This window comes from Streptomyces sp. NPDC051940 (assembly GCF_040680895.1).
In the GTDB taxonomy this organism is placed as follows: Bacteria; Actinomycetota; Actinomycetes; order Streptomycetales; family Streptomycetaceae; genus Streptomyces.
Genome location: NZ_JBFAXR010000192.1, coordinates 1 through 12,334 on the forward strand (window position 1 = coordinate 1; position 12,334 = coordinate 12,334).

Annotated in this window: 11 protein-coding genes and 1 riboswitch; of the genes, 4 read left to right on the forward strand and 7 right to left on the reverse strand. The window is 73.6% G+C overall.

Going from position 1 to position 12,334, the window contains the following annotated elements; genetic code table 11:
- Window positions 1-151: 151 nt before the first annotated feature.
- Window positions 152-1,462 (reverse strand): DUF445 domain-containing protein, encoded by a 1,311-nt coding sequence (locus tag AB0M28_RS37905; RefSeq protein ID WP_365414944.1) that lies wholly within the window; start codon window positions 1,460-1,462, stop codon window positions 152-154.
- Between the two features lie 247 nt (window positions 1,463-1,709).
- Here AB0M28_RS37905 and AB0M28_RS37910 point away from each other — a divergent pair, with 247 nt between their 5' ends.
- Window positions 1,710-2,912 (forward strand): SGNH/GDSL hydrolase family protein, encoded by a 1,203-nt coding sequence (locus AB0M28_RS37910; protein ID WP_365414962.1) that lies wholly within the window; start codon window positions 1,710-1,712, stop codon window positions 2,910-2,912.
- A 5-nt stretch (window positions 2,913-2,917) separates the two neighbouring features.
- Here the strand turns inward: AB0M28_RS37910 and AB0M28_RS37915 are convergent, their stop codons facing one another.
- The 4 genes from AB0M28_RS37915 to AB0M28_RS37930 are packed head-to-tail and all read right to left on the reverse strand — an operon-like array spanning window position 2,918 to window position 6,207.
- Window positions 2,918-3,586 (reverse strand): DUF1707 domain-containing protein, encoded by a 669-nt coding sequence (locus AB0M28_RS37915; RefSeq protein ID WP_365414946.1) that lies wholly within the window; start codon window positions 3,584-3,586, stop codon window positions 2,918-2,920.
- Window positions 3,587-3,620: 34 nt separating this feature from the next.
- Window positions 3,621-4,577 (reverse strand): ATP-binding cassette domain-containing protein, encoded by a 957-nt coding sequence (locus tag AB0M28_RS37920; protein WP_365414948.1) that lies wholly within the window; start codon window positions 4,575-4,577, stop codon window positions 3,621-3,623.
- 12 nt (window positions 4,578-4,589) lie between these two features.
- Window positions 4,590-5,402: an ABC transporter permease gene (locus tag AB0M28_RS37925; protein ID WP_365414950.1), complete on the reverse strand. Its 813-nt coding sequence runs from the start codon at window positions 5,400-5,402 to the stop codon at window positions 4,590-4,592.
- Window positions 5,395-6,207: an ABC-2 family transporter protein gene (locus AB0M28_RS37930; RefSeq protein WP_365414952.1), complete on the reverse strand. Its 813-nt coding sequence runs from the start codon at window positions 6,205-6,207 to the stop codon at window positions 5,395-5,397. Before AB0M28_RS37930 ends, AB0M28_RS37925 begins: the two co-directional genes overlap by 8 nt.
- 132 nt (window positions 6,208-6,339) lie before the next feature.
- Between AB0M28_RS37930 and AB0M28_RS37935 the strand changes: the two genes are divergently transcribed.
- The 3 genes from AB0M28_RS37935 to AB0M28_RS37945 all read left to right on the forward strand — a co-directional run bounded on the left by AB0M28_RS37935 (window position 6,340) and on the right by AB0M28_RS37945 (window position 10,492).
- Window positions 6,340-6,843 carry a MarR family transcriptional regulator gene (locus AB0M28_RS37935; RefSeq protein WP_365414954.1) on the forward strand — a complete coding sequence of 168 codons (504 nt, stop codon included), beginning with the start codon at window positions 6,340-6,342 and terminating at the stop codon, window positions 6,841-6,843.
- Entirely contained in the window at window positions 6,834-8,099 is a 1,266-nt protein-coding gene (locus tag AB0M28_RS37940) for an MFS transporter (RefSeq protein WP_365414956.1), read from the forward strand. Before AB0M28_RS37935 ends, AB0M28_RS37940 begins: the two co-directional genes overlap by 10 nt.
- Window positions 8,100-8,266: 167 nt before the next feature.
- The gene (locus tag AB0M28_RS37945; RefSeq protein ID WP_365414958.1) at window positions 8,267-10,492 is read left to right on the forward strand and encodes a transglycosylase domain-containing protein; all 2,226 of its coding nucleotides are present in this window, start codon (window positions 8,267-8,269) and stop codon (window positions 10,490-10,492) included.
- A 60-nt stretch (window positions 10,493-10,552) separates the two neighbouring features.
- On the opposite strand, the gene AB0M28_RS37950 is transcribed toward AB0M28_RS37945, so the two are convergent.
- Window positions 10,553-10,873, reverse strand: a complete 321-nt coding sequence (locus AB0M28_RS37950) for a multidrug efflux SMR transporter (RefSeq protein ID WP_365414960.1) — start codon at window positions 10,871-10,873, stop codon at window positions 10,553-10,555.
- Between the two features lie 28 nt (window positions 10,874-10,901).
- Window positions 10,902-10,965: riboswitch (guanidine-III (ykkC-III) riboswitch) on the reverse strand.
- Window positions 10,966-10,978: 13 nt separating this feature from the next.
- A complete protein-coding gene (locus AB0M28_RS37955; RefSeq protein WP_365414961.1) occupies window positions 10,979-11,989 on the reverse strand; it encodes a glycoside hydrolase family 6 protein in 1,011 nt (336 codons plus the stop codon).
- Window positions 11,990-12,334: the final 345 nt, after the last annotated feature.

The following is a 12,334-nucleotide window of genomic DNA, read 5'->3' on the forward strand; positions in this document are numbered from 1 at the left end:
GCCCCCCCGGCGAGCGGTGCGGGGGGGGGGGGGGGGGGGCGCCCCCCCCCCCCCCCCCGCCCCGGCGCGGCGCCGGGCACCGGACGGACACCGGCCACCCCGCACACCCGCCAGCGGCGCCGGCCACCCCGCGCGCCCGCGGGTGGCGGGGTCAGCCCGTGACCGCTGTGTAGAGCGTGTAGATCAGGAGGCCCGCCAGTGAGCCGACCACCGTGCCGTTGATGCGGATGAACTGGAGGTCGCGGCCGATGTGCGCCTCGATCTTGCGGGACGTGTGCTCCGCGTCCCAGGACGCGACCGTCTCCGTGATCAGGGACGTGATCTCCTTCTGGTACGTCGTGACGATGTGCGTCGCCGCGTCCTCCACCCAGCCGTCGATCTTCGCCTGCAGCCGCGGATCGGACGCCATCCGCTTGCCGAAGGAGAGGATCGCGGCGCGGGCGCGCAGCCGCAGCTCGCTCTGCTCGTCGTCGGCCGCGCCGACGATCATGCGGCGCAGTGAGCCCCACGCCGTGGCGATGAAGTCCTGTACCTCGTCGCGGGCGAGGATCTCCGTCTTGAGCCGTTCGACGCGCGCCCGGGTCGCCGTGTCGGACTGCAGGTCGTTCCCGAAGTCCCGCAGGAAGCGGTCGATCGCGCCCCGGGCCGGATGCTCCGGCCAGTCCCGCATCTCGGTGACGAAGCGCAGCAGTTCGCGGTAGACGCGCTCGCCGACCTTGCGGTCCACGAAGCGCGGGGTCCAGCCGGGGGCGCCGCCGGCGACGGCCTCCATCACCGAGTCGCCGTTCTGGACCAGCCAGATCTCCGCGCGCTCGCAGACGAGGTCGACGACGCGGCGGTGTCCGCCGTCGGCGACGACCTGCTCCAGCAGCTTGCCTATGCCGGGGCCGATCTCCATCGTCGCGGCCCGCCGGTTGATGGCCTCGCCGACGATCGCCTGGACGTCGGAGTCCCGCAGCACGGTGAGCGCGCCGCGCAGCGCCGTGGAGACCTCCGTGGTCACCCGGTCCGCGTTCGCGGGCTCGGAGAGCCAGCCGCCGAGGCGGTCGGCGAGCCGCACGGCGGACAGCCGGGAGCGGACGACGGACTCGGAGAGGAAGTTCTCGCCGACGAAGTCGCCGAGGCTCTGGCCGAGCTGGTCCTTCTTCGTCGGGATGATCGCCGTGTGCGGGATCGGCAGCCCCATCGGATGACGGAACAGGGCCGTCACCGCGAACCAGTCCGCGAGCGCACCGACCATGCCCGCCTCGGCGGCGGCCGCCACGTACCCCGCCCAGCTCCCGGCACCGCTGTGCTGGGCCCATTTCGCCAGGCAGAACACCGTGGCCGCGAGCAGCAGCAGGCCCGTGGCGAACAGCTTCATCCGCCGTACGCCGCGGCGCTTCTCCTCGTCGGACTCCGTGTACGCGAAGCCGCCGGCCGGGCGGGCCCGTACGGGAGCCGCCGGTTCTGTCCGTTCCATCCGCCATCACCTGTTCGAGCACGGGCCGTCAGGGGCATTCTCCCCGTGGCCGGTTACGGTCTGCCTTTTCCCTTCCCCCATTGGAACGAACGGACAGTTCCCGTCGTCCGCCGGGTCGCCCGTCGGGCGCCCGGCAGCCCACCCCGGGAGAATGCGTCACGTGGAGAGAACCGCCGCGCTGACCGTGTTCGCCGCCTGCGCCCTCGCCCTCGTCCCCGTCGCCGCCGCCGTCAGCGCCCCGGCCGGCGTGCGGCCGAGCGTCGCCGGGCCCGCCCCCGGCGGATCCGCGGTGCCCGGGGCCGCCGGGCTGTGGACCGGCACCTGGGCCGCCGCGCCCGCCGCCGGGGAGCCCGGTACCCGGCGGGGGCTCGCGGGGTGGTCGATACGCAACGTCGTGCACACCACCGCCGGCGGGACCCGGGTGCGCATACAGCTCTCCAACGCCTTCGGGAGCGGCCCGCTGCTCATCACCCACGCCTCCATATCCGTCGCCCGGCCCGGGTCCGGGCCGGCGGCCGTCCCCGGCACCGTGCTCCGGCTCACCTTCCGCCGCGCCACCGCGGTGACCATCCCGGCCGGCCAGTCCGCCGTCAGCGACGACGTCCCGCTCGCCGTGCCCGCCGACCGCGACCTGCTGGTCACGACGTACTCGCCGCGCCCGTCCGGCTCCGTCACCTACCACCCCCGCGCCCGCCAGACCGGGTACGCGGCGCTCGGCGACCACGCGGCGGACGCCAGTGGGGCCGCGTACACCGAGAAGGTGCCCTACTGGCGGTACCTGACCGGTGTCGACGTCCTGTCCACCTGGGCGCGGGGCTCGGTCGCCGTGATCGGCGACTCGCTCACCGCCGGCACCTCGTCCACCCCCGGCGCCAACCACCGCTGGACGGACTTCCTGGCCCGCCGTCTGCGCACCGAGCCGGGCGCCCCGCGCTACGGCGTACTGAACCTCGGCCTCAGCGGCAACCAGCTGCTGCGCGACGGCGCCCGGTCCGGGCAGCGGGCGCTGACCCGCCTCGACCGGGACGTGCTCGACCGGGCGGGGGTCCGGTCGGTCGTCGTACAGCTGGGCGTCAACGACATCCTGCGTCCCCCGCACCAGACCGACCCGGCCCGGATCGCCGCCGCCCTGCGCGCGCTGACCGCCGCCGCGCACGAGCGCGGGCTGCGGGTCACCGGGGCGACGCTGATGCCGTTCGCGGGCCACCGCCGCCACACGCCGGAGCTGGAGCGTGTCCGCGCCGAGGTGAACCGGCTCGTCCGCGCCGGCGGCGTGTTCGACGAGGTCGTCGACTTCGACCGGGCGGTACGGGACCCCCTGCGGCCGGACCGGCTGCTCCCGGCGTACGACAGCGGGGACCATCTACATCCGAGCGACGCCGGCTACCGGGCCATGGCGCGGGCGGTCGGGCTGGAGCAGCTGCGCGGGACCACCCGGCCGCAGACGTAGTCCCGTCAGCCCTCCAGGCTCTTGGGCCCGCCGCCGAGCTCCCCGTTCCGGCGCCGTTTGCGGCTCACGCCGACGCCGCCCCAGAACGCGAAGCCCGTCACCACGACGCGCGGGGCGCCCGGCGCGCCGCGGGTGCCGGTGTGGGACTGGTCGAAGCCGCCCATGATGCCGAGGCCCCGCACCTCCACCTCGATCTCCGGCGGTACGACGATGTTGACGCCGCCCATGACGGCCACGACCCGGATCTCCACCTCGGGTGCCTCGAAGTCCGCGTCCCGCAGATCGATCTCGCCGCCGCCCATGACGGCGACGGCGGTGAAGAGCTTCGGTGCCGTCCAGCGGCCGCGGCGCTGGAAGCCGCCCAGGATGCCGATGCCGGTGGTGGAGGAGGGCCGCCCGCCGATCCGGCCCGGCCACACGCTGCCCTCCGGCCCGGCCTTGCGCAGCGGAACGGGCGCCGGCGCGGCGGCGGGCACGGGCAGATCGCCGGTGAGCGGCTCCAGCTCCCCGTAGGTCTTGGCCTGGTACGCCGACTCGAGCCGCTCCTCGAACTCGTCCATCGACAGGCGGCCTTCGGCCAGCGCCTCGCGGAGGATGTTCGCGACCCGGTCGCGGTCGGCGTCGGACGCCCGGAGATCCGGCACCGGGCGGGGCGGCTGTTCGTCGCTCGTCATGCCCCTGACTCTAGGGGAGTTCACCGCCGGAGTGTCACCTGGGCGAGGCGTACATGCGGGCGATGACGTCCTCGATGTCCGGCTCCCGTACCGACAGGTCGAGGAGCGGATAGCGCTCCGCGACCGCCGCCACGATCGGGGCGGCGCTGGCCGTGGCGGGGAACGCCAGCCACTGCCGGGGGCCGTCCGTACGGACCGTGTGCGCACCCGCGACCTCGATGGGCGGCAGCTCCCGCTCCAGGTCCACCACCAGGGTGCGTTCGCTCTCGCCGAGGGCGTGCAGGCCGGCGAGGTCGCCGTCGTGGACGAGGCGGCCGTGGTCGATCACCATCACGCGCCGGCAGAGCTGTTCGATGTCGCCGAGGTCGTGGGTGGTGAGCAGCACCGTGGTGCCGCGTTCGGCGTTCAGGTCGCGCAGGAAGCCGCGCACCTTGGCCTTGCTCAGCACGTCGAGGCCGATCGTGGGCTCGTCGAGGTACAGCACCTCGGGGTCGTGCAGCAGGGCCGCCGCGATGTCGCCGCGCATCCGCTGGCCGAGGGAGAGCTGGCGTACGGGCACGTCGAGGAGGTCCGCCAGGCCCAGCGTCTCCACGCAGGCGTCCAGGTTGGCGCGGTAACGGTCCGGCGGGATGCGGTACATGCGGCGCACCAGGGCGTACGAGTCGATCAGCGGCAGGTCCCACCACAGGGTGGTGCGCTGCCCGAAGACCACGCCGATCCGGTGCGCGAGGGCGGTGCGCTGCCGGGACGGGTCCAGGCCCGCCACGGACATCCGGCCGCCGGTGGGGGTGAGGATGCCGGTGAGCATCTTGACCGTGGTGGACTTCCCTGCGCCGTTCGGCCCGATGTAGCCGACGATCTCGCCGCGCGGCACGGTGAAGCTGATGCCGTCCACGGCGCGCACGGTGCGTTTCTCCCGGCGCAGCCGGCCGGTTCTGCGGCGGACGAGGAAGGTCTTCTCGATGCCGTCGACGGTGATGACGTCGTCCATGGGGGTCTCCTGTCAGCTTCCGGTCGAGCGGTACGAGCGCAGTCCCGCGCGCCACGCGAGGGCGGCGACCGCGCCGCACAGCACGGCGACGAGCGGTGAGGCGAAGTCGACCCAGCCGGGCAGGCCCAGCGGGTCGGGGCGGCCCAGGATCCGCAGCGCCGGCAGCCAGTTGACGAAGGCCAGCGGGAGTACGTACGTCACCCCGCGGACGACGTCCTTCGCGAAGACGCCCGGCGGGTACTGCAGCAGGGTGTTCCCGCCGTACGTGAAGGACGCCTGCACCTCCGCCGCGTCGCCGGCCCAGAACTGGAACGCCGCGCCCAGCGTGAACACCGCTCCGTAGATCCCGGCGCCCGCGAGCACCATCACCGGCACCAGCACCACCGCCGTGGGCGTCCACGCCACGTCCGCCGCCCACAGGCCCCACCCCAGGACCAGGGACGCCTGCGTCACCCGGCCCAGGCGGCGCAGCGCGAACCGGTCCGCGGCGATCTGCGCGTACACGGGCACGGGCCGGACGAGCAGGGTGTCCAGCGTGCCGTCGCGCACCCGGGTGCCGATCCGCTCGATGTTCCCCAGCACCAGGTCGGCGAGGCCCAGCGACAGGCCCGTCGCGCCGTACAGCACCGCCATCCCGGCGAGGGAGAAGCCCGCGAGGGTGTCGATGTGCGAGAACATGATCACGATCGTCGCGAAGTCGAGGAAGCAGATGGCGAAGTGCCCGAGGGCGTTGAGGGCGAACGACGCCCGGTAGGCCATCGTCGAGCGCACCCACATCGCCGCGACCAGCGCGTAGCCGCGTACTCCGGCGGCCAGTTCAGCCACCCTGGACCACCACCTTGCGGGTCGCCGCCGACTGCACGGCGCGGCCCAGCGCGAGCAGCGCCGCCGCCCACGCCGCCTGGAAGGCGAACGCCCCGGCGAGCGCGGGGCCGGTGTGCCGGCCGAGCAGGATGTCGGTCGGCACCTGGAGGATCGCCGCCCACGGCAGGCGCTGCACGATGTCGCCGAACACGCCGGGGAAGACCGTCAGCGGCAGCAGTTTGCCGGAGAAGAAGGTCATCAGCAGGGCGTTGACCAGGTTCAGGCCCGAGCCGTCCAGCAGCCAGAACGTGGCCAGCGCGACGAGGTAGCGCAGGGCGTAGCTGACGACGATGCCCAGCAGCGTCGACAGGAGGAACGCCGCCCAGCGCAGCGGGTCGGCCGGCAGGGCGAGTTCGAACGCCAGGGCGCCGATCGCCAGCGGGGCGATGCCGCGGGCGAGCAGCTGGTAGACGCCGCGGCCGAGATCGGCGGCCAGCCACCACGTCTGCAGGTCCGCGGGACGGTACAGGTCGATGGCGACGTCGCCGGTGCGGATACGCTGCTGCAGCTCCTCGTGGAAGCCGCCGCCGAGCATCGCCGTCGCGGCGAGCAGACCCTGGCCGATCCAGACGAAGGTGAGCGCCTCGGCCTGGTCGTACCCGCCGAGGCCGGGGCTCTCCGCCCAGAGGGCGAGATAGGTGTAGCTGATGATGAAGCCGAAGACGGTGTTGGTGAAGACGCCGGCGGCGGTGGCCAGCCGGTAGGTGGCGAAGCGGCGGAAGCCGCCTCTCGCCACGGCGGCGTAGAGCAGCAGCGCGGACCCCATCGGGGGTGGCCTCCCCTCGGGGACGGAAGCGCGAGAGGCTATCGCGGCCGCACCGCGGGTGCCAACCGGTTATCCTGCCGCCCCGCGAAAAAATGCAACAGCGCTTATATAAGCTCTGTTACGGTTCCGTGTATGACTCAGCAACCCGTCCCCCCGGATCCCACCCGCCAGAGTCTCTGGCGCCCCCTGTTCCGCCTCCAGGCCGCCATGGACGCCGACATCGCACGCGTCTACGCGGAGCAGCAGATCGACGGACTCAAGCCCGTGTGGGTCATGGAGCTGCTGCGGCTGCACCACCTCGGGCCCATGACCATCGCCGAGCTCGCCCAGTCCGTCGGGCGTACGCACTCCGCCCTCAGCCAGAAGGTCGCCGCCATGCGAGAGGCCGGCTGGGTCCGGACCGCGCCGGGCGAGGACGCGCGGAGCAAGAAGGTGAGCCTGACGCCCAAGGCGCAAGCCGTCGTACGGCGGCTGGCCGCGGAGTGGCGGGCCACCGAGGCGGCCCTCGCCGAGCTGGAGGCCGAGATCCCCTATCCGCTGTCGCGGGTCGTCGAGGACATCGAACGCGCCCTGGAGCACCGGAGCTTCCACGACCGGATCGCCGCGAAGCTCGCGGAGGACCCGCAGTGGAGCTGAGGAAGCTGGGCGGGACGCTGCTGGACGTGTCACCGCTGCGCGAGTCGCCGGTCTTCCGCCGGCTGTGGATCGGCCGGGGACTGTCCGTGTTCGGCGGCCAGATGACGCTCGTCGCCGTGATGTTCCAGGTCTGGGAGAGCACCCGGAGCACGGCCTGGACCGGGGCCGTCGGGCTGGCCCAGGCGCTGCCGCTGGTCGCGTTCAGCCTCTTCGCCGGTTCGCTCGCGGACCGGGTGGACCGGCGCCGGGTGTATCTCGTCACCACCACCGGGCAGGCCGGGTGTGCCGTGGTGCTCGCCGTGCAGGGGTTCGCCGGACAGCTGCCGCCCGGCGGGGTGGTGGCGGTCGTCGCCGTGCAGTCCTGCTTCATGGCGGGGGGCGGGCCGGCCTCCCGTACGTTCATCCCGGCCCTGCTGCCGCCGCACCGGCTCGCGGCCGGCCTCGCGCTGCACCGGATATCCGGCCAGGGCGCGATGCTCGCCGGCCCCGCGCTGGGCGGGCTGCTGGTGGGCACGGTGGGCGTCGGCGGGTGCTACGCCGTGGACGCGCTCACCTTCGCCGCCGCGTTCTACGGGGCGTTCGGGCTGCCGGCGATGAGGCCGGAGGGGGAGGGGGCGCGGCCCGGTGTGCGCGGGGTGCTGGACGGGCTGGCCTTCCTGGTCCGTACGCCGGTCATCCGCGGCGCGCTGCTGACGGATCTGGCGGCCACCGTGCTGTCCATGCCGGTGAGCCTCTTCCCGCTGGTCAACGAGGAGCGGTTCGGGGGAGATCCGCGCACGCTCGGGCTGTTCCTCACCGCGATCGCCGTCGGCGGGGTCGGCGCCTCGGTCTTCTCCGGCGCCTTCACCAGGCTGCCGAGGCCCGGGCTGGTGATGCTGTGCGGGTCGGCCGCCTGGGGGGCGGCGCTCACCCTGTTCGGGCTGCTGTCCGCGCCCGCGTGGGGGCTCGCGTGCCTGGTGCTGGCGGGGGCGGCCGACACGGTGTCCGTGGTGTCGCGCGGCGCCGTCGTGCAGGCCCACACCCCGGACGAACTGCTCGGGCGAGTTGCCGCCGCCGAGCAGATCGTGGGCCACGCGGGCCCGGACATCGGCAACATGCGCGGCGGCCTGGTGGCCGAGGCCACCTCCGGTACGGCGGCGCTCGTCAGCGGCGGCCTGCTGTGCCTCGGTGCGGTGCTCGCGGTGGGCGCGACCTCGCCCGAACTCCGCCGGTCGGCGGTCGTACCGCCGCCCGAGCCGGTCCCGGCGGGTTCGTAGCGGCCCGACGGCTCGCGGATCCGCCACTCGCCGGTCCGCGCGGGTCCGGGGGCGCCGCCCCCGGACCCGCCGCGACCTCGCCGGAGGCGCGCGGGCGTGGCCTGCCGTGAAAAAGACGATCAGGGTGTCACAGTGTTGTATATCGGACTTATCGGATGTGATGCCATATGACCCAGGCCGAGACGCCCCTGGTCACCGAAGAACCTCCCGGGACCGAGAACGGGACCACGACCGAAGCCGCGACGGCCGGCGTCGGCACCGACGCCGACCCCGGCACCGAGACCGAAGCCGGCGCCGAGGGCGCCGGTCCCCCCGGGGACGACGGCCCCGCCCGGCGCGGCGTACCGTGGCTGCCCAGCTGGCGTACCGCGCTGGGCAGTTCGCTGATCGCCTTCGCCCTCAGCTCCGGCGCGTTCGCCATCGGGTACATGTCCGTCGACATGCCCGAGCCCAACCACGCCGCCGTCGCGCAGAGCAACCTCTTCCTCTACGCCGACGGCACCCCGCTCGCCCGCGACGGCGAGATCGACCGGGAGAGCGTGGGCATCGAGCGCATCCCCGAGCCCGTACGGCTCGCCGTCCTCGCCGCCGAGGACCGCAACTTCTACACCGACTCCGCCGTCAACCCCGCCGCCATGCTCCGCGCCGGCTGGAACACCGCCACCGGCAAGGGCACCCAGTCGGGGTCGACGATCACCCAGCAGTACGTGAAGAACTACTACCTGGACCAGGGCCAGACGATCTCCCGCAAGCTCAAGGAGTTCTTCATCGCGGTCAAGCTGGACCGGGAGGTGACCAAGGACGACATCCTCGAGGGGTATCTGAACACCAGCTACTTCGGCCGCAACGCCTACGGCGTACAGGCGGCGGCCAAGGCGTACTACGACAAGGACGCCACCGAGCTCAACGTCTCCGAGGGCGCCTATCTCGCCGCGCTGCTGAACGCCCCGCACGCCCTCGACGTCACCCTGAACCCGCAGAACCGCGACCTCGCCCTGGCCCGCTGGAACTACGTGCTCGACGGCATGGAGAAGATGCACTGGCTGACCGAGGGGCAGCGGGCCGCGCTGAAGTTCCCCCAGCCGCAGCCGGCCAAGCCGCGCGAGGGGCTGTCCGGGCAGCGCGGCTATCTCGTCGAGGCGGTCAAGCACTACCTCACCGCGAACCGCATCCTCGACGAGAAGACCCTGGCCGCGGGTGGTTTCCGGATCACGACGACCATCCAGCCGGGCAAGCAGCAGGCGTTCGTCGAGGCCGTGCAGGACAAGCTGATGTCCCGGCTGAGCGACGACAACCAGGCCGACAGGTACGTACGGGCCGGCGGGGTGTCCATCGACGTGAAGACGGGGGAGGTCGTGGCCCTGTACGGCGGACGCGACTACACCCAGCAGTTCGTCAACAACGCCACCCGGCGCGACTACCAGGTCGGCTCCACCTTCAAGCCGTTCGTGTTCGCCGCCGCCGTCCAGCACAACGCCCGCAACCGCTCCGGCCAGGTCATCACCCCGCGCACGATGTACGACGGCACCAGCAAGCGCGAGGTGGTCGACAAGAAGGGCAAGCCGGTCGGCTACGCCCCGGAGAACCAGGACGACGAGAACTACGGCAAGCTCAGCGTCGCGTCCGCCACCGACAAGTCTGTGAACTCCGTGTACGCGCAGATGGCCCAGGACGTCGACCCGCGCAAGGTGCGCCAGACGGCGATCCGGCTCGGACTGCCGCCGGACACCCCGGAGATGGAGCCGCACCCGGCGATCGCGCTCGGCTCCGCGACGGCCAGCGTGCTCGACATGGCGCAGGCGTACGCCACGCTCGCCAACCACGGCAAGCAGCCGGCGTTCTCGATGGTGGAGAAGCTGTCGAAGAACGGCCACGACTACCAACTGCCGCCCGTACGCGCCACGCAGGCCGTCAGCCGGGTCGCCGCGGACGCCACCACCGCGATCCTGGAGAGCGTCGTCGACAACGGCTCCGGCGAGGAGGCCCAGGAGGCGGGCCGCCCCGCCGCCGGCAAGACGGGCACCGGCGAGCACAACCGCTCCGCGTGGTTCGCGGGCTACACCCCGGAACTGGCCACCGTGGTGGCCCTGATGGGGCAGGACTCCGAGACCGGCGAGCAGAAGTCCCTGCACGGCGCGCTGGGGGAGGACCGGATCTCCGGCGGTGAGGTGCCGGCGCAGATCTGGGCGCAGTACACGGCGACGGCGCTCGAGGGGGCGGAGGAGCAGGACTTCGACCTGCGTGCCGGCGCCAAGGGCCGCCTCCCGGAGCCGCCGCCCCCGCCCGCCCCGTACCGTCCGGCGCCCCAGCCTCCCGGGCGCGTCCCCCGGGCGGTGGCACCGCTGCCGCCCGCCGGGTTCGCGAACGGGGAGCGGGTGGTGCCGCGGGCGTAGGTCCGCCGCGCGACGGCCGCACCCGGGGTCACCCCGGGTGCGGCCGTCTTCGTGCGGGGGTCAGTGGCCGGATGTGGCCTTCAGGCCGACGACGGCCACCAGCAGCAGCGCGATGAAGAAGATCCGCGCCGCGGTGGCCGGTTCGCCGAGCAGCGTCATGCCCAGGACCGCGGCGCCGCCGGCGCCTATGCCCACCCAGACGCCGTAGGCGGTGCCGATGGGGAGCGACTTCGCGGCCTGCGCCAGCAGCAGCATGCTCGCCACGATCCCGGCGACGGTGAACACGCTGGGCCACAGCCGGGTGAACCCCTCCGTGTACTTCATTCCGATCGCCCAGCCGACCTCGAGCAGACCGGCGACGCCAAGCAGGACCCAGGGCATGGAGCACCTCCGTAAGGATGACTAACGGGGTGCGTCGTCTTGTCCTGACCCGGTACGGCGCGTCTCGTCGGGGTCCCCCAACGGTAGCAAACCGGGGTGAGGGGGTCACTTCGTGTTACGGGCCAGCTCCAGTGCGTACTCCTGCCACCACTGGCCGGCCGGCGGGCCGCCGCGGCAGGGGCCGTCGGACTCGCCGGGGCGCTTGATCCACAGATAGGCGTCCACGAGCGGGTCGGCCGTCTGGTCGGCCGGGGCCTCGCCGAGGGCGCGGCCGGGCGGGTTGCACCACTCCTCCTCGCCCTGCCAGGGGCCGTTGCCGTTGCGGCTGGTGTCGATGACGAAGTGCGGGCCTGCCAGCAGGTCGGACACGTGGCGGCCGTAGTCCGTGCTCGCCTGCGTCGTGAAGAAGTTGGACACGTTGACGGAGAAGCCGTCGGCGTCCTTCACGCCGGCCCGGCGCAGCGCCTCCGCGAGTGCCTGCCGGTCCTGGCCGAACCCGGGGTTGCCGCCGTCGAGGTAGACCTTCGTGCGGGGGAGCGCCTTCAGCCGGTCCACGGCCTCCCGGAGCAGGGCGTAGCGCTCCTCGTGGAACTCCTCGGGGGTGCAGCCCGGTTGCAGCAGGTGCGGCAGCGCGTCCGGCTCCACGATCACCGTCGCGGGGCGGTCGTCGATGCCGCGGACCACGCCGTCGAGCCAGGCGCGGTAGGCGGTGGCGTCCTGGGCGCCGCCGCGGGAGTACTGGCCGCAGTCGCGGTGGGGGAGGTTGTAGAGGACCAGCAGGGCGGACTTGCCCTGGCCGGCCGCGGCGCCGGTGACCCCGCGGGCCTCGTGCTCCGCGTCCCCGCCGCCCAGCCACTCGCCGCTGGGGCGGGTGGCGATGCGCTGGATGAGCTCCGCCTCGCGCTGCTGTCCGGCGGCGCGGAACGCGGCCGCCTGGCGGGCGGCGTTGCCGTCGGGGTTCACCCAGTAGGCGGCCCCGGCCTTCTGGTGCGTCCGGCTCGGCGCCGGCTCCGGCTCCGGCCGCTCACCGGCTCCGGAACACGCGCTGCCGAGTGCGACCGCGACCATGACGCCCACGGCGCAGGCGCGCCTCCGCGCCCGCCCAACGCGCCCCATATCCCGCTCCATCCAAATCGCCGCAAACCGGACCCCCTCATGCTGGCACACACCCCCACGCCGTGAACGGCCCACGCCCCCATCCGGGTGCCTCGCGGCTGCCGCCGGGGCTTGGGGCACCTGACCTGGGGTCCGCCCACCGGCCGGGTGGGGGGCCCGCGGTCCCGGGCGTCACCTCGCCGGCCGCGGGCAGACGCCTCGCGGGCGCAGCGGTCCCGCACGCGTGCCTCCCCTCGGGGGAGGATGCCCCCACCGCCGAGCCGGCGGGCCGCCCCGCCGGTGAGCACCACAGCGTCGTACGCCATGGGCTCCAGTATGCGGGCCGGGTCACGGCGCCCGGTCAGG

Coding starts and splice junctions, on each gene's coding strand:
- AB0M28_RS37905 (WP_365414944.1), bottom strand. CDS start 1,462: ATGGAACGGACAGAACCGGCGGCTCCCGTACGGGCCCGCCCGGCCGGC.
- AB0M28_RS37915 (WP_365414946.1), bottom strand. CDS start 3,586: ATGACGAGCGACGAACAGCCGCCCCGCCCGGTGCCGGATCTCCGGGCG.
- AB0M28_RS37920 (WP_365414948.1), bottom strand. CDS start 4,577: ATGGACGACGTCATCACCGTCGACGGCATCGAGAAGACCTTCCTCGTC.
- AB0M28_RS37930 (WP_365414952.1), bottom strand. CDS start 6,207: ATGGGGTCCGCGCTGCTGCTCTACGCCGCCGTGGCGAGAGGCGGCTTC.
- AB0M28_RS37935 (WP_365414954.1), top strand. CDS start 6,340: ATGACTCAGCAACCCGTCCCCCCGGATCCCACCCGCCAGAGTCTCTGG.
- AB0M28_RS37945 (WP_365414958.1), top strand. CDS start 8,267: ATGACCCAGGCCGAGACGCCCCTGGTCACCGAAGAACCTCCCGGGACC.
- AB0M28_RS37950 (WP_365414960.1), bottom strand. CDS start 10,873: ATGCCCTGGGTCCTGCTTGGCGTCGCCGGTCTGCTCGAGGTCGGCTGG.
- AB0M28_RS37955 (WP_365414961.1), bottom strand. CDS start 11,989: ATGGGGCGCGTTGGGCGGGCGCGGAGGCGCGCCTGCGCCGTGGGCGTC.